The sequence below is a fragment of the Streptomyces sp. Alt3 genome (genome assembly GCF_030719215.1).
Lineage (GTDB): Bacteria > Actinomycetota > Actinomycetes > Streptomycetales > Streptomycetaceae > Streptomyces > Streptomyces glycanivorans.
In genome coordinates this window covers 1-21,437 of sequence record NZ_CP120983.1, presented here as the reverse complement: position 1 = coordinate 21,437, position 21,437 = coordinate 1, and the positions used below count along the sequence as shown (strand labels likewise).

Sequence of the window (21,437 nt, the reverse complement as noted above, 5' to 3'; positions counted from 1 at the left end):
GGTGCCGGTGCCCTGAGGGCGGGGGCACCATTGGGCACGGCATGCGAAAGATCATGTGTGCTGCGGCAGTGATGTGACTGGGAAACCCCGGCCGAGCGCCTGCGTCAACTGCTCTGAGCATCCAGCCAAGGAGGCCGATCCCGCACCGGACACACAGACCAGCCCTAAGGTGATGGCATGGCGGCGTCAGAATGGGAACGATTCACCCAAGCCCGGGCGGGCCAGCGCTTCAAAATCGCCGCGCGGCACATCATTCGACGCCCCCTGCTGATCATCGGCCTCATCAGCGTGCTCGTTCTGTTCAACCTGCTGAAGGACACCCTTCCCCTGGCCTACGGGCTCGCAGCCCCGGCCATGACAGTCCTGGTCATGGCCAGCATGGGCCGATACCGCAGACCACCCGAAGACACGACACCCGAAGATGCTTCACTCCCCGCCGACACCGACGGGAAGTGAAGCAAGACCCCTCAAGCGTCGGTACACCACTACGAACGTGTTGCAACGACCGCTAGAAACCGCCCGATTGGGTGCGGGCCTTCATCAGCATCCGTGGTCAGGCTGCCCAGTCCAGTCCGAGGGCGGCGAGGACGGCGAGTTTGTCGGCGGTCATCTTGGCCCTGCGGGTCTTGCTGTTCGTGAGGAATACACCCAGCTTCACCCCGTGCTCCTGGCCGTCGACGACGACGGTTTCGATGTGGGTTCGGGGGACGGTCACGGTGCCGGTGCGGGCCCGGTACTGCTCCAGTGCGAGGACACCTCGCTCGAACGCCCCGGCCGTGGACGCCGTCTTCCTGGCCGGCACTGCGGGCAGAGGAGTCAGCCCGAGCGCTTCCAGCCGCTTGTGCTGCTCGGGTAGCAGTTTGGTCCACACCGCGTGTTCGCCTTGCCGGTTGATCCATGCGCCGACGTCGTAGCCGTGGACGAGGACGCCGGGCAGAACCTTGGTCAGCCCGCCTTCCTCGGCCAGCAGTGCGCGGGCGGTGGCGTAGTGGCGCTGCCACTCCACCGACCACTCGGGGCACCATTCCGGGTCGATGGCTTCCAGCGCGGCCCGCCGTTCCCCGGCCCGTTCCTGGTCCGTGCCGAGCCCGCCGGCCTTGCGGAGGTTGGCGAGCCACTGACCGACCGCCACTCCTTCGACCACGGTGTCCTTCGGGGCGGCGAGGGTGCCGTGCACCGCGTAGTAGGTACGGGCCGCGGTGAGGTTTTTCCAGAATCCGGCGTCCGCGACCGACCACACCATCCCGAGTTCGTTCAGCAGCTCGGCCCGCCATGCCTTGAGCGTGCCGAGGCGGAAGGCGCGGCGCTGCTCGCTGACCCATGCGCCCAGCGCATAGGGGATGCGGTCTTCACCGAGTTCCACCACCTCGTCCAGCGGCACCTCGGCGTTGCCGTGCTTGGCTACCCAGTGGCGCAGGGCGTTGTAGCCGGTGAGCCAGATTTCGGAGTCGGGGTGCAGGACGCGGGTTCGCAGGAACAGTGCGACGGTCCCCGGATCCCGGGGGAGGGAGAACCGCAGCAACGGGACTCCGGCGCCCGGGTGTTCCTCCTCGTCCGCGTCGGTGCCGGTCTCGTCCTCGTCGGAGGTCCCCGCCGTGTCGTGCTCGGTCCCGGCCGGGGCCGTGGCGGTCTGCTCCTGGTTCTGGTCGGCGTCGTGCTCCTGGCAGTCCTCGGTGTCCTCGCGGTCGGGATCGAGCGCGACGACGGACGTCGCCTTCCCCCGGGCCGTGGTGGTGGGCAGGGCCAGGCGCTCGATGACCCGGGCGTCATGCGCACGCAGGCCCTGGAGCACCGCTACGAGGCTGCGGTAACTGGCGGACGCCATCATGTCGGAGGGGTCCTCGCCGGGCTCCAGGAACACCGGCACAATGATGCGGCTGATCTTTCCTTCGCCGGGGTCCTGGCGCAGGCCCCGCCCGATGATCTGCACGATCTCCACGGGGGAGCTGCGGGTGTCGGCGAACACCACGGCGCCGACGCCGCGCTTGCCCCTGATGTCGACGCCCTCGCCGAGGACCCGGCAGCTGGAGAGGACACCGAGGTCGGTGACCCACCCCTCTGCGTCGATGCCGTCCGCGAACCTGCCCAGCACAGTGCGGCGGTGCGTGGCGGGGTGCTCGCCGGACAGCCACTCCGCACCGACCCGCCCCGGATAGGTCACGGGGTCGGTCGCGTGGAGCTCGGCCGCCGTCTCCGGCAGCGCACGCGCAAAGGCCATGGCGTCCAGGGTCCGAGAGTGGAACGTCATGAACGACCGCACGCCCGACTCGTCCGCGTGCTTGAGCAGCGCCTCTTGCAGCGCGGCGAGGCACCGGCCGCGCCGCTCCTCCACCGACGCGTCGGGCCCGGGTGCCTGTGGGTCCCGGATCTCCAGGACGTCGATCTCGAAGCGGGCCAGGACGCCACGCTCGACGCTTTCCATCAGTCCGAACTCGAACAGCACGTTGCCGTAGAGATCGACGTCGTCCATGGAGGCGACCAGGCGCCCGCCGGTTTCGTCCGCGCCGGCACTTCCGGGCGCCGCTTCCCACAGCCGGGGGGTGGCCGTCATGTACAGGCGCCGCACCGCAGGGATCCGCGCCTGGTTATGCACGGACGCCCACGCCTTACCAAGATCACCCGAAGTTCTGTGGGCCTCGTCGACGACCAGGAGGTCGAAGGGGCGCATGGTCTGGCCGTAGGAGCCGCGCAGTGCGCGTTCCAGGGCGCCCGGCGCGGCGCCGTTCTCCTCGTCGCCCTGGTCGTCGACGAGCCCCTGCGGGGACAGGCTGGCGTACGTCGCGAACACGAGCATGGGACCGTTATGGCCGGTCCAGAGGGCGAGTTGGGTGGGGTTGGTCGTGCACCGCACATCGAGTGCTTCCAGCAGCGGATCGGCGCCTAGGCTGCACACCGCGACGGCCGGAGCCTTATGCCCGACCGCCCGCCAGGCCTCCACGGTCTGGGTGAGGAGATCCAGGGTCGGGACCAGGACGCCGACCACCCCCCTGGGAACCATCCGCAGCGCGGCCACGGCCGCTGTGATCGTTTTGCCCGATCCGGTCGACATGTGCACCTGCCCGCGCCGCCCCGCAGCCGGCACCGTGCCGTCCAGGGGGAGGGTCAGGCCTTCGATGATCGAGTCCACGGCCTCGACCTGATGCGGCCGAAGCGAGATAACACCCTGCATGCCCACTCCCGAGAACAACGGCGTCCCAAGCACCGGACGCCGTTGCCCCCGCGTCGCCGTTCCGATGTGCTGATGACGACCGTAGCGCACACAGACAAGAATTGTTCACTGGACGTCCAATCTGGCGCCGGAAGTCGTCCAAATGCGCTAGGGTCGCGATATGAGTCAGGAGAACAGGGTGGAAGCGCTGCTTGAGGAAGCACGGCTGAACGCGTCGATGCCGTCCCCGGCCGAGCGTCAGCGTCTGCGGGAGGCCGCGAGCCTGTCCCGCGCGCAGGTCGCAGCGGCGGTCGGTGTCGGGCGGACCACGGTTGCCAACTGGGAGACGGGTCACAGTGATCCGACGCCGCCCGGGCGCCTGCCGTACCTGAAGCTGCTCAAGGGCTTGGCCGAGATCTACCCGGCCACCTCCGCACCCGCAGCTACCCTCGAACCCACCGCGGATTCCGCCCCGTTCCCGCCCGCGTTCGCCGCGGCCCCGGAGACGCTGCGCGGCCTGGACGGGCGTGCCATCGAGGGCGACCCCGGCCCGTGTATCCGCTGCGGTATCGAGACGGCCTATCAATCGACTGACGGGCGCCCGCTGCACTCCGGCGGCCTGTGCCAGCCCGCCGCCCCACAGGCCGCTGCTGCTGCCGCCAGTCCGACGGCGGCAGCAGCACCGGCCGCCGCCCCGGCGGCACCTGCCTCACCGGCTCCGGCGCCGGTGCCCGGCCGGCCGGAGCGCCGCGCCCGCAGCGCGGCCCGTGCTCAGGCTGACACCACGGCCCTGATTGCCCGCGCGGTCCAGGAGGAAGCGGAGCGTGCCGGTGGGGATGAGGAAGCTGCGTTGAAGGCGCTGATCAAGCGGGCGATTCCCGATGTGATGCACCTGTTCAACGAGACACGCGCGACCGCCCGTTACGACTACACCGCCTACCCGGCCCTGCCCGACATCCTGAAGAAGCCCAGCAAGAAGGACCCGGACCAGATCTGGGAGGCCCGCCCCAAGTTCCACCACCCCGGCTACTCGCTGCGGGCCCCCGGGGACGTCAAGGTCACCGCCTTGGACGTGAACGCGGCCTACCTGTCGGCGCTCAAGTGCTGGCTGCCGATCGGGAAGCTGGAGCACAGCACAGGCTCGGATGGTGTCGACCCGAAGCGCTCCGGCGTCCACCTGATCACCCCCGCCGAGTGGGCCCACCCGCACCTTCCGGACCCGATCGGCGACCGCGACGAACCCGGCGCCCTCTGGGTCACCAACAGCACGCTACGGCTCCTGCAGCGCCTCTCCGGCCCCAAGTACGGGCTGACCGACGCCCCCGTCATCCACGAGTCGTGGACCTCCGGCGCGACGGAGAACTTCCTGGACGCGCTGCGCAAGCTGCTGTCGGCCGCGCGTGACGAGGCGATCGAGAACCGGGACACGCTGACGCTGGAGTACGTCAAGGCCATGTACTCGAAGTTCATCAGCACCATGGGGGAGTCGATCCACAACCGCGAGATGGTCCGCCCCGACTGGATGCACATCATCCACTCCCAGGCCTACGCGAACCTGTGGGGCAAGGCCTACAAGGCTCACCAGGCCGGTCTGGCCGTCGTCGCGATGATGGGCACCGACGAACTCCACCTGACCGGCGACTGGCGCGCCGTGTTCCCCGAGGGGCGGGGCGTGGCCCAGATGAAGGTCAAGCACGGCGACGCCAAAGCCTCCGGTGAGTACACCGTGGGCACGGTGGCCCGCTGATGGCCGGCCGCTGGATGGACCTCGGCATGTACAACGCCCGGGGCCTGCCCGGGGCCGATGCCCTCGGCGTCGCGATCGAGCGCATGGTCACCGGCATCGCCTCGTCCGTGGAGAGTGAGCGCGGTCTCGCCGCACGCCTGAACTACCTCACCAAGACCGACGCCGGATACGAGGCGATGGACCGTGCCGGGGTCCATGTCTCCCCGCGGACCCTGATGGCCTGGCTGGCCGAGGAGCGGATCCCGAACAAGGCGAACCGGTCGCGGCTGGATGCCGCGTACTGGGACCTGCGCCGCCGCAACGTCGCCGCCGACCTGAAGAAGCGCCTCAACAATCACGGGCGCGGAACGCGTGTCGAGATCAACCCCGTGGACCAGTCCCGCGTGGAGGGCAAGCACCAGCGGGACCTGTCCAGCCGCAGCCTCACCGTGCGCGGCGTCTGGGACCGCGCCGTCGACGCCTGGACAAACGACGACGTCGACGAGCTCGACGCGGTCTGGGACATCATCATCGAGGACCTCGGCTCCGAGTACGACGCGTACAGCAACGTCTCCTCGGTCGGCTGGGCCGCCTGAGAACCGCGGACGAGCGACAGCATCCCGCCCTCCGGCATTGCAGCTGCCGGGGGCGTTCTACATCGTAGCCAGGGGGGCCTTGACCCCGGATGTTGGACACACGAGACACTGGATCCTGAGGATCTGAGAACGGACATCTCGTGGTCATGAAGAACTACCCGCCGCAGTTCAAGGCGGACGCGGTCGCGCTGTACGAGTCGCGGCCGGAAGCGACGATCAGGTCGGTCGCAGCCGATCTGGGGATCAACCCGGAGACGCTGCGGAGCTGGGTCCGGGCAGCCGGGGTGAGCCGTCCCCGAGGGCGGCGGACACAGGAACCAGGCCTGCCGCCGGCACCGCTGGAGGCGGAGAACGCCGCCTTGCGGAAGAAGGTCCGTGAGCTGGAGGAGGAACGGGAGATCCTGCGCAAAGCGGCGAAGTATTTCGCCGGGGAGACGCGCTGGTGAACCGCTTCCAGTGTGTCGCCGACCTCCAGCGCCGTCACGGCGTGAAGCGGCTCTGCAGCATCCTCGGTGTCAGCCGCTCGAGCTTCTACTGCTGGCGGCGGACGGCTGTGGACCGGGCCGCCCGGCAGGTGGCCGACGCCCGCCTGGCCGCCCGGGTACGGGCGGTGCACCAGGAATCGGACGGCACCTACGGAGCCCCGAGGATCACCGCCGAGCTCCGCGAGGAGAACGGTGTCGCGGTCAACCACAAGCGCGTCGCCCGGATCATGCGGGCGTCCGGGATCGAAGGAATCCGGTTGCGCCGCCGGCACCGCACCACCGTCTCCGACCTGGCCGCCGCCAAGGCCCCGGACCTGATCGGCCGCGACTTCACCGCAGGCCAGCCGAACACGAAGTACGTCGGCGACATCACCTACCTGCCCATCGAGGACGGGAAGTTCTGCTACCTGGCGACCGTCATCGACCTCGCATCACGCCGTCTGGCCGGCTGGGCGATCGCCGACCACATGCGCGCGGACCTCGTCACCGACGCCCTGACCGCAGCGATCCGCACCCGCGGCAGTCTCGCCGGATCGATCATGCACACCGACCACGGAGCTCAGTACACGAGCAAAATTTTCGCCGAAGCCTGCAGGTCAGCAGGGGTGCGGCGAAGCATGAGCGCGGTCGGGTCCAGCGCGGACAACGCACTCGCCGAATCCTTCAACGCGACCTTCAAACGCGAGACCCTGCAAGGACGAAAAAGCTGGCCGACCGAGCGCGAGGCCCGACTCGACGCCTTCCGATGGCTCCACCGCTACAACACCCGACGCCGACACTCCCGCCTCGGACAACGATCACCCATCGCCTTCGAGAACGCCCTCCACCGCACACCAACTACGCTGCCACAAGCCGCATAACCCGTGTTCAGGATTCGGGGTCAAGGCCCCCTTCTTGATCCAGGCGGCTTCTGCGGTGTCGTCCTTGGGCGCGATGGTGCGGGCCTTGACCTGCACGACCGCACCTCGATGGCCGGCCAGCAGCAGGCAGTCACCGAGTTCACGGAGGCCTGATCCTTTCTGGGTGTGGGCGGCCTGGCGGAAGATGAAGTCGGGCAGACCCCAGGCCGCCGCGGCATGATGGGCCGCCTGTTCCGCCGCGGGGCCGTGCTCAACGCCCGGGGCCAGAGGCAGCGCCGGCGGGACACGGCGGGTGTAGACCCCGGCCGGAGTGTCGATGACGAGCGTCAGCGCGGTGGCATCGTCCTTGTCGATGAAGCGCCACAAGGCAGAAGGTGATGGGGTCATGGGCGCCATTAGACGCGACCGGCCGCCCCGGGCGCCCAGGTTTTCCGCGGCATCACTCCCGTGCGTCTTGTCGTCTCCGAGCGCCACTTCCAGCACGGCTCCGTCGGACCAATCCCGAGAACTCCGGCACAGAACCTCGCGAACCTAACCGCTCTCGCCACCGACAAGCGTGAGGCCGTCGTTACGGCCTACGCCCTTGCCGCCGACCTGCTCGCCGATATGGGTGCCCACCAGCCCTACCTGCTTACCCTCGAGGGCGACATCCAACTGGACCGTCTCGACGGCCACGACGACAGTCTCACCGGCTGGTAGACAGATCGGCTCCGGTCATGAAGCCAGCGTGGAAGCCTACTCCTTATCGTCTATGCGGGCGCTGGTGACTGGCTGCCACTATCTGGGCCGGCGGGCGGTAGTGCTCCTGGTGGCGGGTCGGGTGGTGGCTGGGGAGTAGTGGCGGGGGCTGTGGCTTGCCGGTAGCTGATGATGGCTTGGATTCTTTTCTCGGGGTCTGTTATCTGGTCGAGGGTGGCGGCGAATTTCTCGTCGACGATGTTTCCTTTTCGCTGTCGTTTGTGGTCGAGGATCAGGCTGGTGAGGGGGACGGCGAGGTATGCCGCGATGACGATCACTCCGACTGCCCACCAGGGTGCGCCGCCCAGAGCGCCGGCGAGGACGGCGGGGAGTCCGGCCAGGAGGCCGGAGATAGGGGTAAGGGAGGACGAGTTCATCGCGTGGATGCCCTTCCAGCACGTGACGGCTGGGCCGCCTCATGCCTGAACGAGCCGTGCGTGGACGGCTGGGACGGGGAGAGGCGGCACTGGTGTGCCGTGGTGTCAGGGCATGCCGAAGACCGGCGCCGACGTAGGGCGGGCCGGTGCTGTTTTGCGGCATACCTGTCAGCCCCTTGGGAGACCGGAGCGCTGGTCCCGCAGGGTTTTTTAAAGGATTTGTTCGGCGGTTTTAGCGGAGGTTTTCTTCGGCTTTTTGGGCAGGGTGGACTATATAGCGTTCTTAACAAAAAGAATGCTGATAAAGCACTTAAGCCGGTTCATTAACCTTTTCCGCGCCGCCTTTTCTTCTGCTCTTCGGCCTCGCGCATCCTCGTGCGGGCACGCCAGACCTGCCCACCAGTATCGGTCATCACGCCGCCGTCTGAGACCTCTTCGGGCAGATTACGTCCGAAGTTCGCTCCAACCCAGGCTGGTTGAGGGCCAACCGACCCGAGTCGGAAGGTGCCGGTACTGACCGGAGGGGGAGTTCAGACGTTGACGAGTTCGGCTGTGGTGAGGGGGTGTTGTTGGCGGGGGTGGAGGAGGAGCCAGCCGCGTTGCTGGTTATGGATCCAGTTGCGGGCTGCCGGGTGGCGGGGATGTTCGAGGGCGTGGTGGTAGGCGCGTTGCCACAGGATCGGCCAGGGCGGGTTCTACCAGGGATCGATCACGGCGAGGGCCTGCTGGGTGGGGGAGGGGCTGCTGCGCTTCTTCGCGAGCTCGCGCTGCCTGTTGAGCCATTCGCCGAGGGGGAAGCCGTCGTGGACGGTCTTGATCGGCGGGCAGAGGTAGCCGTGTTGGCCAGCCCAGGTACGGGCGCGGACGAGGGCTTCGGCGTGGGGCCGGGGGCTGGGCGGCCACTGTTCGGCTGTCTGAGCGGTGACACCGATGGCGTTCAGCAGGCGCTGCTGGTCGGGGTGGAGCTGGTTGTACTGGAGGCACGCCCGGGTGATCCAGCTGCCCAGGACGGTGCTCGGTGCGGGGATACGGGCGGCGGGGTCGTACGGTTCGCCCGCTTCGATGTGGTTGCGGGCGCGGTAGTAGTTGCGCTGCCACTCGCTCTTCCAGGGCGGGTTCCACCACGGGTCGATTGCGGGGGGTCTCTATGTCCTTCGTCAAGGACGTGGTGCCTGGTTTGCGTGTGGTTGGGGTGGTCAGGCAGCGGGGGTGATGGTGGGGGTTCTGGATTCGTAGAGGGTGCCGTCTCGGAGCATGGCGAACAGCACGCTGATGCGTTGGCGGGCGAGTCGCAGGAGTGCCTGGGTGTGCGTTTTGCCGCGGGCTCTTTGCCGGTTGTAGTAGGCGCGTGATGCCGGGGCGGCGTTCATGCAGGCGAAGGCGGAGAGGAACATCGCGCGTTTGAGCTGCCGGTTTCCGCCGCGTGGTGCGTGTTCGCCGTGGATCGAGGTCCCCGACGATTTCGTCGTGGGTGCGAGGCCGGCGTCGGAGGCGAGGTGGGCGGCACTTGGAAAGCCGGTGCCGTCGCCGACGGTGACCAGCAGAACGGCGGCGGTCCTGACGCCGACGCCCGGCATCGAGGTCAGGACCTGGTGAAGAGGGTGGGCCTCCAGCAGGGTGCTGATCTGGGCTTCGGGTGCCCTGCGTTGGTCGTGGACAGCAGCGAGCGAGGCGGCCAGGGACGGGATCACGATGTCGAGGGTGCCAGTGCCGGGAACGATGACGGTCTGCTCGACGAGGGCGTCGAAGACGTCATCGATCAGCCTCTGTGCCATCCGCGGAGCCTTGGGCCGGATCAGCTCGACGAGCCGGCAGCGGCCGGCTTTCCTCAAAGCGGCCGGGGATCCGTGGCGCTCAAGGAGCCAGGTGACGGCGGGGTGGTCCAGCCGCGGGCCGAGCGCGCGTTCGAGGCTGGGATGGAACTGGGTGAGCAGGCCGCGTATCCGGTTGCTGGTGCGGGTGGCCTCGGCGGCGAGGTCCTGGTCGAAGCCGGTCAGCACCGTAAGCTCGGCGGTGATCTCGTCGGTCAGCTCCAGCGAACGCAGGATGTGCGGCATCGTCCGGGCCGCGTCCGCGATCACCGCCGCGTCCTTCGCATCCGTTTTCGCCTCGCCCGGATACAGATCGGCGATCCGCCGCATGGCAAGTCCGGGCAGGTAGGCGACCTCGCAGCCCGCGTCTCGGGCGACGGTCAGCGGCAGAGCCCCGATCGATGCGGGCTGGTCGACGATCACCAGCACGGTGCCGAACTTGGCCTTGAGCTTGTCGAAGACGGCCCGCAGTTTCGGTTCGCTGTTGGGCATCGGCTTGTCGAAGATCTTCTTGCCCGCCGGAGTCAGGCCGTGGCCATGATGGGCGGACTTGCCGACGTCCATCCCGAGGAAGACGCCCACGCCATCGGTGTCTAACATCGCACCCTTCCCAGGTGGTTGCTCCTGCCGGCCTCGGCAATGGCACCGTGCTCGCGCATCCACGTTATGCAGACCTGCCGCCCGCGTACTGCCCGGCATTGCGCCGGACCGGGCGGTGGCCGGGTCTCTCATCAGCGTCTCCGACGGCACCCCACGGACCCGGCGACACCACCCCCCCAGGTCATCTGTTCGACAGAGGGGACACAGTCATACCGGGCCCGGAGGCCAGCGGCCCCATTGCAGGACCGCGAAAAACATAACGGGGGGGCGAACGACTAGAAAACGACCGGCCCTGCACTACCTCAGCGCTTGGCTGGCGCCCAGGCGTGGCGCGGGACGAATGGCGGTCACGGCACACCCGCGTCCAGCAAGAACCGTTCATCGCCAGGGCGATGAGGTCGCGACGCGCGAGCCCCCAGAGGTGGGCCGGTGCACGCGCTCGTGTAGCGCGGGGGTTCCTCTGCTTCCGCCTATTCCGTCTCCTGCGGGGCGCACCAGTCCCGATCAGCAGGAGGTGCAGGGCGATTGGCGGACGTGTCGACGGGGGCCCGCCGACGAGAGGGCCAGCAAGCCGTTCGCGTTGACTGGCACCTGCCCGGGCGCCGCTCTGCAGACGCCGACGACATCCTGCTCCCGAGGTGCTTTTCGGCAGCCGCGGTTCAGGCCCTGTCGGTAGGCGTCGTCCCAGCGGGGTGATGGCCGCTACCGCATCTTGTCGTCGGCGCTCAGGCATCTCGAGTGGTAGTCCGACAGCGGCATCCTGCGCGTTTTTGCCGGATCGGGGGAGGCTGGCCAGCTTCAGCTGTTACGGAGAAGCTGCCTCGCCGCCCTCCGCCCCACTGCCGGCCGAGTCGGCATGGAGCGCTTGATGGGCCGCTGTCGATCACGGCGGCGTGCTTACTGTGGTGGCTTCCACTTGCTGCGAGAAAGCTTCCCTGGCTGTTTGTCGGTCAGGCGCTGGCTGGTGGCCATGGGAGTGTGTCCAGGTCCTCAACCATGGCCGTGCTGAGGAGGGTTGAGGCCATGAGCGGGCTGTCGAGAGGGCCATCTGGTCGAACTACGACACGGCGAAACATCCAGGGAGTCTCGATGTTCCTCAGTTGAACTGATGCCTCAAGCCAGACGCCTTGATCGTCTTCGTGGAAGTTCAGGGAATTGAGGGTGCCGTATTTTTCTGAGGTCAAAGAATCGTTGATTCCTTGCCTGACGTCGATTTCGAGTTCCCTCAGGTATTCCGTGTACTGCTTCTGGAGTGACATGTTCCCCCGTTACAGAAAGCAGCCGCAGATGGAGTAGTAGGCAGTGATTATACCTACAGGGCGGCCATCCTTGGAGTCCGAGTCGACTCGGTGCGCGAAGACCACCTTCATTTGGCGTGCTCGTGTGTTGGAGAAGGTGTTGCTGTTCAAGACGCATGTGGTCTTGCGGTTGCCCGAAGCGCCGGTGGTGCTGCAGGTTCCCCTGTCCAGCGTCTTGTCGATGTCTCTCTTCATGATGGACCAGCTGGCCATTTGACTCGCGTGCTTGTCTTCGATGTGAAGCTTCCCGAAGCCTGCTGAGCCCGCCACGTCGCCGCGGCCGTAGCGGAGGGGGGCGTCCTCCCCGTTGGGCCCGAAATGCGTTGAATAGACATTCCAGTTCGTCAGAGCTGAGATGGCTGTGGTCTGAGCTTGCGCGGTCGATGTGATTCCGGCCGCGAGCGCAATGCTCATAGCGGCTACTAATGCTCTACGGAGACGCGTGACAGTGGCTCTGGGCATGTTTTCCACCTTTGGCATCGAATTCTCTGTGCTGGTTCGGATGCGGCAATCAAACGGTTAGGTGCGAGGCGGCGTCAATTGAATTCTGAACTTGATTGTCGAGAACTGTCGATTCCGCAACCCGTCCAAGCCATTTTCGAGCCGAGTTGAACAAGGGAGAAGCGCTGCGGCCTGACGTTCCCTCCTAAGGGCTGTCCCGCAATCCGTGGTGGATCAGCGCACGGCGTCAGATGCGGTGCATCGCAAGGCGGAGGGACGCTCGCATACTGGATGTATTCGTGCGTTCCGACAACGCGGCGAGGTGCCGTAGCTGTCGTCGTGCGCCCGCCAGGGATTACGGGACAGCCCTTAGGTGCCGCCTTAAATCAGCCGTTCTTCATAGAGTCCTGTGCGACCGGACGTGAAGCTTTGTCCGGGTGCGCCCAGGGTTTCGTGCGTATGCTCGTGACGAGTTGCCATGCAGCCACGTGCCCGGACGTCCGCTGCGGAGCGCCAGCGCATGGAGGCGCAGCGCCAGTGCGAGCAGGCGAAGCGGGACCGCATCACCGCCCTGACCGGCGAGGCCCGACATCGCGGAGGCGGAGTACCAGGTCGCCGCCCGCACCGGCACGGCCGCCGCGCAGGCGACCGCCGCCACCGCCCAGGCCCCAGGCCGAGGCCGTCGCCGCCCGCCGCGACGCCGCCCAGGCGCAGGAGCAGGCCGCCCAGGCGGAGCTCCGCGTCGCCCAGCTCCGCGGGGAGACCGCCCGCACCACCGCCGAGGCGGAGCTCCGCGAACCAGCGCGCCGACCGGCGCGCCCAGCAGGCCCAGGCCGAGCACGAGGCCGCCAAGACGGAACTGCGCACCGCCCAGCTCCGCGAGCAGGCCGCCCGCATCGAGGCCGCCGCCCAGGAGCGCGAGGACTACGCCCGCCTCACCCCCCCCCGCGAGCGCTCCGAACGCCGCGTCGCCCGACTCCTCCTCGCCGCCACCCCGGCCGGCCAGGACACCCAGCTCGACGCCGTACCCCTCGCCACGATCCAGGAAGAGCTGTCGGTCGGCCGCACCACGGCGAGCGAGCTGCGCACCGCAGCGCTCGGTCTCGTCCAGGGCGGATACCGCCCCTGACGCAGTACCAGGACGACGGAGGGCGGCACCCCGGGTGGGGTACCGCCCTCCGCTGCTTCTGCTATCTGCGGTGCATGGCCAGGCTGCCGCCGACGGTGCACACCGCCGCCGCGGTGGAACCGAGCGCGGCGGCGGCTTCCGGACGGTCGAACAGGGCTAGGACGACGACGCCGACCATCGACAGCACGCCGATGAGCAGGATCGTCCAACCCATCAACTTTGAGTGACAGTGCTCTCGGGTACCGTCAGAAGCCGTTCCGGGAACCGATAATGAGGAATCGATTCCGGGTACATCAGGGACTGTCATGGGCCTCTTCTCTCTACAGCGGGATCGGACGGACCCATCGGCAGACGTGAGGGAGACTGCTGTACGGCTTGCTTTGCCGGCCGCCGTACGGCGTCTCCCTCGGTCGTTGCCGGGGCCTGGCAGCACCTTACGGAACGGCACCGACAAACTTGACCCGCCACTAATCGCAGACCAGTTGGCCGCCCCACCCCCATACAGCACGCCACTGACAGCCTTTATGCAGGTCAGAGCTCTGAGGGAAAACTTGCCCAGGGGCTCCCACCCACGGTGAACTCGTGCCGGAGGGCAGTAGCGAAGACGTGCCCCCTGGCACAGCACGACGTGCGTCTTCCCAGCCCACGCTCTCCGGCAGGCACATGAACTCGATGTCCGCCACGGCGATGATGCCGTTCACGACCGGCCGTCGACGTACTTCACTTCGGAGATGAAGCACAGCCGCTTCACCCGATCTTGCCGCCGACTTGCAGCTTGCTCGCCGTACCCAATGAAGACATCCAGCTTGTTCATCTTGCTGAAGGTGGTGCCCTTGCTGCGTTCGAGCGCTACGCCACGATAGCGACATCGATGTCGAACATGGGCTCTCCGTTCCTCCGCTGCTTCTGCACGATGCCGGGCTTCCCCTTCGCCCGGCGGCCGAACTCGAGCAGCGACGGATGGATCAACTTGCGGAAGATGGACCCGTGCTCGGCATTCAGCACGTTCAACTTCCTCGTCCGGCTACCTACGCTTCCACCACCGGCGCTGCTCGCCGCTCGCCGCAGGTTGTTCCTCGATGCTCCCCACGGACCCGCCCTCCGGCTGCGCCTGCCCCGGCACCGACGGCTGCGCAAGCACCGGGCGCTCCGGCGTCGGCATCAACGCCTTCAGCGCCCGCTGGAGGTTCGCGATGTGCTTGCCCCGTGCCGCCAGCTGCTCCCGCAGGTGCTGCGCCTCGAGGCGGCCGTGTTCGGCCAGGGCGTGCTCGTGCCGTGCACGCTCCAGTTCGGCCCGCAGAGCCGCTGCGCTCTGCTCCTCGACTGGCCCTTGCTCGGGGGCTCCAGGGGCGGCAGGAGCCGTCTTGTTGGGCGGGGTCGGGGCGTGGAAGGGGAGACCTGCGGCGAGCAGGTCGTCGACCGGGATCACCCAGCCGCGGGCGGGGTCCTGCACGGCACCGGGCAGGTCGCCGGCTTCGCGGCGGCGACGGATGGTGGTGCGGCTGACACCGCACGCGGCGGCGGCCTTCCGCTGGGTCAGCATCGGACGCGAGCTCATGCGTCCCACCCTCCCCGTGCAGAGGCCGCAGGTTCAGGCTGACGCACCGTCGCCGGAGCGTCCAAGGGCGTTGTGGCGACGGGCGAGCCTTGGTGGGCCTTGGCCGCGACGGCCTGGGCGCAGACGTGAGCGGCGGCCCGTACGCTGGGTACGAACCACCGCTCATGTGTGATGCTCATCATGTTGATGGGAGGTGGGGCCGCTAAACGCCGCCTCCACGAGTCCGTCCAGGCTGTGAAGCGGGCTCGGAGACCAGAGTGCGGGCTAAGGAATTAAAAGTCCTGGTTCTCGGACGCCTTTGGACGCCTCCGGACGGTGCCGGACACCTCCGGACGGATTCCCTGCCGTGAACGGCCCTTTCTGACTTCCCGGTATCTGATTCGCCGGACACCCTCAGCGCCTCTCCGGACAGCAATGCAGCTTTACCTTTCGAAGGGGTCACACGTTTTGCCCGGAAGTCCCCCTATGCCTCGTCAGGAGCGTTCTATAGAAACGCCTTTGACGCACCTTGCGGGCGTCAGCGCAAGCGAAAAAACGGGCTTGGAACCGCCAGTCCGGATGAGGCAATCTGAAAGTGGGACGCCGACGTCGGCGCCCTGGGGGCCCGCTAACCCCCTGCTTCACATCCGTCCAGGCTTGAAGAGCGACAGGAGTGTGGTTCATGCCGTCTTTGTGGCGTTCCATTCCGGGATCCGGCTGGGTACTGCAGCCCGTCCCGATGCCCCTGACCCCCTCGCCCGCACCTCACGGGTGCATCGTCGGGCCCAAGACCGCCCGGGGGTTCGGCTTCCGCCGGGCCGTGGGCTGGGTTCGCAAGATCGTGATCATGGTGTCCCTCGCCGTCACCGCGGCTGCACTCGGATGGATGTGGCACGCCGGGCACGGGAGCGAGATCGCGGGCGAGCTGCTGGTGGCCGTCCTCATCGTCGCCGTCACCGCCGTGTACAGGGGTGTCAAGCAGCTCTTCCGCTCCGGAGGTGAGCCCGCATGGCGATAGGCCAGCGTTTCCCCTCCCTCGAGGACGTTCTGGAGACCGCGGACCTCAGTAAGTTCACCGTGGCCGAGGCTCTGCGTGCGTGGATCGAGTACATGAATGTGAGGGGCGACAAGCGGCTCGGTGTACGTGACATCGCGGACGCAGCTGGTATGCCCTCATCCCGCGTGAGCGACACGCTCACGGGGCGGCGAGTGCCGAGGCGTGACGAGCTGGACATGATCTGTCTGGCCCTCGGCATGGGGAAAGAGGCCCGCGTAAAGCTCCAGGGCCTTCGTCTCCATGAGGCGTCCCAGAGACCGTCCAAGCTCGTCGTACGGACGATGGACGGCGGCGAGACCGTCGTCTCTGGGACCAGGGCGATCACCCTTCCGGAGGCGCGTCGGCACCAGCGGTCTGTGCAGCCGGTGCCGGCGTTCGGGCAGCCTGATCCAATTCGTGCGTCGAGCGTTGAGGAGTTGGTCCTGGCGCTCAAGGCTGTGCATGTTTGGGGTGGCACCCCGTCCCTGCGGGAGCTGGAGCGGCGTAGCCAGTCGGTTCTGCGGCGCAGCACGATCAGCGACATGTTGCGGGGCGAGTCTCTGCCGGACTATGAGCGGTACGTCGCGTTCCTGAGGGCGTGCGGCGTCGACGGTCCCAGCCTGGAGACATGGGTGTTCGTCTGGCGACGGCTGAGAGCGCTGGAGAATCCGAAGGTTGTTCCCTGGCTGCCTGGCGCCACGGAGTCCTAAGGCCGACCCGTCCTGCACGTGGGTCCGCATCTCTAGCCGGTGCGGACCCACGTGCGTGAAGCCGCTGGCAGCGGGCGACCTGAACTTCACCGCTGACAACTGGGTCCAGGGCTCACGGCAGCTGGGCGATCAGAGGTTCTCCAAGAGCCTGTCCCCTCTTCTACCTGGCTGCCCGGCTATGGGGTGGTGGGTGTGGTGGTTGGTGGGCGGGCGTGGTCTCGCCGCGGGTTCAGAACCCTGCACGCGAAGACGGGCACTCCAGCCGGTGCACCAAAACCCACCCGCCCCGGCCCCGGCCGCCCGCTCGGCTCGAGGAATCAGCGGCCCGCCACCCGATACGACGTCGGACGCGTCCTTGCCACCGGCGAGTCCTACACCCGACCCGCACACCACAAGAAGGGGACGAAGCCTCGGCGGACGGTTAATGATGGCAGTGATCACGGCACTGATTAGGCTGCTCGGGTTGCAGACGCAGCCGGATCTACAGGGGGCCTACTCATGGAGCACAGCTCTGACCGGGAGAGCGGCGAAGGCTCGACTTCTCAGTACACCCGTGACGTGCAGGCAGAACGCCACCTTGTGCGTGAGGCACTGCGCTCGGATCTCCCGGCCGCCCACATGGGCTTGGGTGCGACGGCCATCATCTTGATTCTGGTCGCCAGCTTCTCCGGCCCTCGATGGACCTTGATCGTTGCTGGAGCTTTCACAGCCTGGTTCCTTCTCGCACTGACAGTGATTCACATCGGCAGCGGCCGTGGCTGGGACGCCGTCCGCCGGGCCTACATCGCCACGTTCGGCTGGGGAAACTGGATCTGAAGGTCCTTAACTGCCCGCACATCCACCGAGGCCGGACGATAAACGACAAGGTGAGCGCCTGTTCCTGAGCCCCTCCCCGGGGGCTGCTCAGCCCCCGGGGTGATGGTTGTTTTCGCCGGGCAGTTTTGGCCCCACTCCGCCGAGTTGTTTTGGCCCCACTTTTGAGCCGTGTGGGGGAACGGTGTGGGAGGGCTGCGGGAAGATCGGGTTGTTCTGGCCCCACCCTCGATCGGGTGACGTTTCCCGGGTGTCCTGGGGCGGAGTGGTGCAGGTGCGGCCCGTGGTCCGCGGCGGCCGGTAGCGTGTGCCCCACGGAGCCCGCCCGGCTGCTTCCCCTGACAGGAATGCGGACATGGGGGCGCCTTGTTGGCGCCCGTCCGTGGGCAAGAGGCTCGCAGGATTTGTCAGCAGGGGACCGATGTCGGTCAGTTGGCCGTTGTGTCCTCAGCCTGGGGCTTATCGCCGCTTTCGTCAGCCGGATCGGCCACACGGTAGCGACCCATGCTCCTGAAGATCAGAACGGCGCCCAGGGGGGTCATGCCGTAGAGCGCGGGGAAGTCTTTGCCGAATCTGTTGATGAGGAAAGCCAGCCCTGCGAGGGCGATGATCAGGACAGGACGCCTGATGACGTGGCTGCAAATTATTCTCAGTCGGCGCCGTCCCCGCGCTTCGGTGAGCCGTGTCCAGTCTGACGGTGACATGACGTCAGCGTAGTCGTGGAGCACTCGGCGATGCAGCTGCGTGTTCGTGAAGGCCGAGGCTCGGGGGCGAAGGTGCGAGCCTTTGCCCCCGGCCAGCAGGTTCTCAGGCTGCCGCCGCTTTGCGCTTGGCGGTGGTGCTGGCGAGGCGGAAGGACTGGGTGCCGGTCTCGATGATGTGGGCCTCGAAGGTGAGCCGGTCGACGATGGCCTGGCAGAGACGCTTGTCGGTGAAGGTCTGGTCCCACTCGGTGAACGGCCGGTTGACGCGACGGCGATCGCATGTCGTTCCTCGCGCTCGGTGAAGATCTGGAACAGCAGCTCCGCGCCGTGACGGTCGAGCTTGACGTAGCCGAGCTCGTCCAGGCAGAGCAGGTCGACTCGCCCGTACTTCTTGATCGTGCGTGCCAGCTGCTTGTCGCTGGCGGCCTCGGCCAGCTCGTTCACCAGGTTCGCCGCGGTCGTGTAGCGGACGCGGCCGCCGGCCTCCGCGATCGCCGTGCCGAGGCCGATCAGCAGGTGCGTCGCGCCGGTGCCGGGGCGGCGTGGCCGGTTCATAGGCGTGGGGCGATCGACGTCGGGATACTTACTGCGTGTCGACTTATGTGGAGACGAATGTCTGGCTTCCGGCCTGTGCGCTTGCCGCGGTGAAAGCCATCGCCGTCCGCCGAGGCCTGTCGAGGGACGAGACTGTTCGTCAGCTGCTCGACGAACACCTAGAGGCGCAGGAGCACCGCGAACCGGACATGCACCTCACGCACATTTCCACAGTGCTGCGCTACCCGCCGGCGCTTGGCAGACGGAAGCACCGGTGGGTCCCGGAGTTCGGAGGGCCGCTGCGGCTCCGACTGCATCCGGGGGTGGCCGACCGCGCCCGGACGGTGTCGTTGCGGCTGCCCGGCCAGTTCCAGCGGGCTCACCGCGACTACCAGAGCCGTCAGCTGACCGATGCGGTGATGACCGCCATCGCCGTCCACGAGCCGTTCACCGACACATACCTCGACGGCCTGCGGCCTGTACTGCGGCACCGGTCGGCCCGGGGCCTGTGGGGCCTGGCGGTGGCGGCGACGAGCACTGCACCAGAACTCGCGGTCCACGAGGCGGTGTCCCGGGCGGAGTTCCCCGACAAGGACGGAAGCGCAACCGGCGCATCTGCCGGTGGGCCGGGAGCCAGTTCCCGTCTGCTGCGGGTGGCCGCGGCGCTGGAGGGGGAGACGGGCTGGCATTCCGCTGTCCGCTTCTGGGTGGCGGCCAACATCGCCCGCCTGCTGCTGACCGGCCCCGAAAGGGACGCCGCGGAGCGGATACTCTTCGAGCAGGGGGCACAGTGGCGGGAGCTGCGACTGGACTACCGGTACGCGAACGCCGCCACCCGCGAGGAACTGCGCCGGGGGATCGGAGACTGGGACGACTCTGGCCGCGGCGGCGGCGCGGTGTGGCGTGCCGAGCGCGCGGTCGAGGTTGAGGACTTCGAGGTCTGGCTGGTCGACCGCGGCCGTGCGGCCGAGCGCATGAACCTCCCGCCGGGGTGGCTGGTGCGCACCCCACCGACCTGGCGCGTCAGCGCCGTCGGCGGGCACGGCGCCGCACTGATGGAGCCGTACGCCGGGTGGGTGGCGGCAGGCCGGCTGCTCGTCTTCACCTCCGGCGGGACTCCGGGAGTGTGGCCACTAACCCGGGGAAACGGCGGGCGGATGCGGCCGGTGGAGGGCATCGAGCCGGTTGTCGCGGCCGCAGCAAAACTCGCCCCCGCCCAGGCCAGCACCTTCATCGAAGCGATGCTCCTCGACTGGAGCGACGACGGAGAAGCCGATCTCATGCCGGTCCCAGCCGTCCTGCGGCTGCCCGCCTCGCAGGCCTACAACTTCGGCTACATCGACGCCGCACAGCGCAGCAGCCTCATGGCACAGGCCCGCGTAGCGACCCTGGAATCGATGAACGACGTCCTGAACCACCTGCACGACGACTTCTACCGCGCCCGCCTCGAGGCGGCCAGGGACAGCGGAAGCGTCACGGACTTCCGCCGGCTCGCACGCTGGGCCCGCGTGCACTTCAGCCCCAGCCCCGCGACATGGCCGTGGCCGGGCGGCCCGGTCGCCCACGAAGTCGTCGCAGGCACCCGGCCGGAGATCGTTCACTGGCTGGCCACCCACGCCCACCGGACGACGGCCACGCTGCTCCAGCATTCGATGGGCGAAGCATGGAACGCGGCCTTCGACCACCGCCCGCCGAGCTTCTGGACTGACATGTGACACCGACCATTACTAAAAGCGAGAGAGCACCGCTTTTCATGGGGGACATGACGATCCCGTTCCTGCCCCCGCTCTCCGCACTCGGTGCGATCCAGCGCGTCCTGCTGGTCACCCTCCTCACTCCGGCCGTCTTGCTCGCCCTGACCGCCGCAGTCCCCGCGCTGATCGTGCTGCCGTTCCTGCCGGGCGGAACCGACCGCGCCATCGCCCTGCTCACCGCGCACACCGCCTACCTCACGGCGCTGCTCACAGGCAGCCGCACCCTGCCCCCGAACACGGCACGCCTGCCGCGCGGATCGTGACGACCAGGCCGACGCTTCCCGCATTTGCCGACGTCACGGTCCTCTGAAAGCAGGCTCTCGGGTGAACGCCGTCGGCCCCCTGGAGGGCATCCGATTGGCGACCGTCGACGGCCTCAAACCGTACGGACGTCCTGAAAATTCGAGCCCACCTCCGCGAACCGGCCGCACTCAGCTCGACGCCGTACCCCTCGCCACCATCCAGGAAGGGCTGTCAGTCGGCCGCACCACGGCGCGACTGCGCACCGCCGCGCTCGGCCTCATCCAGGGCGGTTACCGCCCCTGATACCCCCGCGATACCAGAACTGCGGAGGGCGGCGCCCCACCCAAGGTGCTGCCCTCCGCCGCGTCCAGACCCACCGTCGCCCCGATGCCCCCACCAACGCCGCTCCCCACCCACCGGCTCTTCCTCGAGGTTTCCCGCGGATCCGCCCTCCGGCTGCGCCTGGCCCGGCACCGACGGCTGCCCGAGCACCGGACGCTCCGGCGCCGGCATTAACGCCCTCAGCCCGCTCAAGGTCCGCGATGTGCCCCCCGCGCCGCCAGCTGCTCTCACAGTGCTGCCCCTCGGCCTGGGCCACGGCCAGGGGGTGCTCGTGCCGTACACGCTCAAGCTCGGCCCTCAGCGCTGCCGCGCCCTGCATCTTGGCTGCCCCTTGCCCAGGGGCTCCGGGAGTTGTCTTGTCGGACGGGAGGGTGCGTGGAGGGGAGGCCCGCGGCGAGCAGGTCGTCGACCTGGTGCGCGGGTTCAGGCGGTGATGCCGAAGTGGTGGAGCCACCACAGTCCGGTGTTGGTGACGCGGGTGGTGGTCAGGAGGTGGATTCCCAGGGCGAGTGCCAGCAGCGAGGCGAACAGCGCCCACCGGTGAATCTTGAGGGT

The 21,437-nt window shown here is 67.9% G+C and carries 23 protein-coding genes and 2 pseudogenes; 13 read left to right on the top strand and 12 right to left on the bottom strand.

The window, feature by feature from the left end:
- The first annotated feature begins 177 nt into the window (after positions 1 to 177).
- Positions 178 to 456 (top strand): hypothetical protein, encoded by a 279-nt coding sequence (locus P8A20_RS00120; RefSeq protein ID WP_147961701.1) that lies wholly within the window; start codon positions 178 to 180, stop codon positions 454 to 456.
- A 97-nt stretch (positions 457 to 553) separates the two neighbouring features.
- Here P8A20_RS00120 and P8A20_RS00115 read toward each other — a convergent pair whose 3' ends face one another.
- On the bottom strand, positions 554 to 3,169 hold the full coding sequence (locus tag P8A20_RS00115; RefSeq protein ID WP_147961702.1) for a DEAD/DEAH box helicase: 2,616 nt from the start codon (positions 3,167 to 3,169) through the stop codon (positions 554 to 556).
- Positions 3,170 to 3,329: 160 nt separating this feature from the next.
- On the opposite strand from P8A20_RS00115, the gene P8A20_RS00110 reads away from it, so the two are divergent.
- The 3 genes from P8A20_RS00110 (at position 3,330) to P8A20_RS00100 (ending at position 6,815) form a co-directional block, all read left to right on the top strand.
- Positions 3,330 to 4,895, top strand: coding sequence for a helix-turn-helix domain-containing protein (locus P8A20_RS00110; RefSeq protein ID WP_306102590.1), 1,566 nt, complete (start codon positions 3,330 to 3,332; stop codon positions 4,893 to 4,895).
- Entirely contained in the window at positions 4,895 to 5,470 is a 576-nt protein-coding gene (locus P8A20_RS00105) for a transcriptional regulator (protein ID WP_147961704.1), read from the top strand. The genes P8A20_RS00110 and P8A20_RS00105 overlap by 1 nt, the downstream gene beginning before the upstream one ends.
- A gap of 140 nt (positions 5,471 to 5,610) precedes the next feature.
- A protein-coding gene (locus P8A20_RS00100) for an IS3 family transposase (protein WP_306102589.1) occupies positions 5,611 to 6,815 on the top strand; the annotation gives its coding sequence in 2 pieces (ribosomal slippage) (positions 5,611 to 5,902 and positions 5,902 to 6,815; 1,206 coding nt in all).
- On the opposite strand, the gene P8A20_RS00095 is transcribed toward P8A20_RS00100, so the two are convergent.
- Complete coding sequence (locus P8A20_RS00095; RefSeq protein WP_306102588.1) at positions 6,753 to 7,202, bottom strand: hypothetical protein; 450 nt, start codon at positions 7,200 to 7,202, stop codon at positions 6,753 to 6,755. The genes P8A20_RS00100 and P8A20_RS00095 overlap by 63 nt on opposite strands.
- 60 nt (positions 7,203 to 7,262) lie before the next feature.
- On the opposite strand from P8A20_RS00095, the gene P8A20_RS00090 reads away from it, so the two are divergent.
- Positions 7,263 to 7,514, top strand: a complete 252-nt coding sequence (locus P8A20_RS00090) for a hypothetical protein (protein WP_306102587.1) — start codon at positions 7,263 to 7,265, stop codon at positions 7,512 to 7,514.
- Positions 7,515 to 7,564: 50 nt separating this feature from the next.
- Here the strand turns inward: P8A20_RS00090 and P8A20_RS00085 are convergent, their stop codons facing one another.
- From P8A20_RS00085 to P8A20_RS00070, 5 genes are all read right to left on the bottom strand, one after another.
- Positions 7,565 to 7,930: a hypothetical protein gene (locus P8A20_RS00085; protein ID WP_147958121.1), complete on the bottom strand. Its 366-nt coding sequence runs from the start codon at positions 7,928 to 7,930 to the stop codon at positions 7,565 to 7,567.
- Between the two features lie 695 nt (positions 7,931 to 8,625).
- Complete coding sequence (locus tag P8A20_RS38585; protein ID WP_327436344.1) at positions 8,626 to 8,862, bottom strand: helicase associated domain-containing protein; 237 nt, start codon at positions 8,860 to 8,862, stop codon at positions 8,626 to 8,628.
- A gap of 264 nt (positions 8,863 to 9,126) precedes the next feature.
- A complete protein-coding gene (locus P8A20_RS00080) occupies positions 9,127 to 10,341 on the bottom strand; it encodes an IS110 family RNA-guided transposase (RefSeq protein WP_306102586.1) in 1,215 nt (404 codons plus the stop codon).
- 950 nt (positions 10,342 to 11,291) lie between these two features.
- A complete protein-coding gene (locus P8A20_RS00075; protein WP_147958123.1) occupies positions 11,292 to 11,600 on the bottom strand; it encodes a hypothetical protein in 309 nt (102 codons plus the stop codon).
- Positions 11,601 to 11,609: 9 nt separating this feature from the next.
- On the bottom strand, positions 11,610 to 12,053 hold the full coding sequence (locus P8A20_RS00070; RefSeq protein WP_147958124.1) for a hypothetical protein: 444 nt from the start codon (positions 12,051 to 12,053) through the stop codon (positions 11,610 to 11,612).
- A gap of 505 nt (positions 12,054 to 12,558) precedes the next feature.
- Between P8A20_RS00070 and P8A20_RS00065 the strand changes: the two genes are divergently transcribed.
- Positions 12,559 to 13,209: a hypothetical protein gene (locus P8A20_RS00065; protein WP_306102585.1), complete on the top strand. Its 651-nt coding sequence runs from the start codon at positions 12,559 to 12,561 to the stop codon at positions 13,207 to 13,209.
- Positions 13,210 to 13,270: 61 nt separating this feature from the next.
- Here P8A20_RS00065 and P8A20_RS00060 read toward each other — a convergent pair whose 3' ends face one another.
- The 3 genes from P8A20_RS00060 to P8A20_RS00050 form a co-directional block, all read right to left on the bottom strand.
- Positions 13,271 to 13,423, bottom strand: a complete 153-nt coding sequence (locus P8A20_RS00060; protein WP_187282052.1) for a hypothetical protein — start codon at positions 13,421 to 13,423, stop codon at positions 13,271 to 13,273.
- Between the two features lie 635 nt (positions 13,424 to 14,058).
- On the bottom strand, positions 14,059 to 14,214 hold the full coding sequence (locus P8A20_RS00055; RefSeq protein WP_187282053.1) for a hypothetical protein: 156 nt from the start codon (positions 14,212 to 14,214) through the stop codon (positions 14,059 to 14,061).
- Positions 14,215 to 14,233: 19 nt separating this feature from the next.
- Positions 14,234 to 14,767, bottom strand: coding sequence for a helix-turn-helix transcriptional regulator (locus P8A20_RS00050; RefSeq protein ID WP_147958126.1), 534 nt, complete (start codon positions 14,765 to 14,767; stop codon positions 14,234 to 14,236).
- A 718-nt stretch (positions 14,768 to 15,485) separates the two neighbouring features.
- On the opposite strand from P8A20_RS00050, the gene P8A20_RS00045 reads away from it, so the two are divergent.
- The 4 genes and pseudogenes from P8A20_RS00045 (at position 15,486) to P8A20_RS00030 (ending at position 17,308) form a co-directional block, all read left to right on the top strand.
- Positions 15,486 to 15,764, top strand: a complete 279-nt coding sequence (locus tag P8A20_RS00045) for a hypothetical protein (RefSeq protein ID WP_147958127.1) — start codon at positions 15,486 to 15,488, stop codon at positions 15,762 to 15,764.
- On the top strand, positions 15,755 to 16,492 hold the full coding sequence (locus P8A20_RS00040; RefSeq protein ID WP_147958128.1) for a helix-turn-helix domain-containing protein: 738 nt from the start codon (positions 15,755 to 15,757) through the stop codon (positions 16,490 to 16,492). Before P8A20_RS00045 ends, P8A20_RS00040 begins: the two co-directional genes overlap by 10 nt.
- A gap of 219 nt (positions 16,493 to 16,711) precedes the next feature.
- Positions 16,712 to 16,945: pseudogene (locus P8A20_RS00035) on the top strand (hypothetical protein); the annotation flags it as partial.
- A 45-nt stretch (positions 16,946 to 16,990) separates the two neighbouring features.
- On the top strand, positions 16,991 to 17,308 hold the full coding sequence (locus P8A20_RS00030; RefSeq protein WP_261988550.1) for a hypothetical protein: 318 nt from the start codon (positions 16,991 to 16,993) through the stop codon (positions 17,306 to 17,308).
- A 425-nt stretch (positions 17,309 to 17,733) separates the two neighbouring features.
- Here P8A20_RS00030 and P8A20_RS00025 read toward each other — a convergent pair whose 3' ends face one another.
- Positions 17,734 to 18,009: a hypothetical protein gene (locus P8A20_RS00025; protein ID WP_187282066.1), complete on the bottom strand. Its 276-nt coding sequence runs from the start codon at positions 18,007 to 18,009 to the stop codon at positions 17,734 to 17,736.
- Positions 18,010 to 18,112: 103 nt separating this feature from the next.
- Positions 18,113 to 18,543 (bottom strand): annotated as a pseudogene (locus P8A20_RS00020) (ATP-binding protein); the annotation flags it as partial.
- Between the two features lie 56 nt (positions 18,544 to 18,599).
- On the opposite strand from P8A20_RS00020, the gene P8A20_RS00015 reads away from it, so the two are divergent.
- From P8A20_RS00015 to P8A20_RS00005, 3 genes are all read left to right on the top strand, one after another.
- On the top strand, positions 18,600 to 20,258 hold the full coding sequence (locus tag P8A20_RS00015; RefSeq protein ID WP_147958256.1) for a hypothetical protein: 1,659 nt from the start codon (positions 18,600 to 18,602) through the stop codon (positions 20,256 to 20,258).
- Between the two features lie 47 nt (positions 20,259 to 20,305).
- Positions 20,306 to 20,560: a dTMP kinase gene (locus tag P8A20_RS00010; protein WP_306102584.1), complete on the top strand. Its 255-nt coding sequence runs from the start codon at positions 20,306 to 20,308 to the stop codon at positions 20,558 to 20,560.
- Between the two features lie 61 nt (positions 20,561 to 20,621).
- Positions 20,622 to 20,843, top strand: a complete 222-nt coding sequence (locus tag P8A20_RS00005; RefSeq protein ID WP_306102583.1) for a hypothetical protein — start codon at positions 20,622 to 20,624, stop codon at positions 20,841 to 20,843.
- Positions 20,844 to 21,437 lie beyond the last annotated feature (594 nt).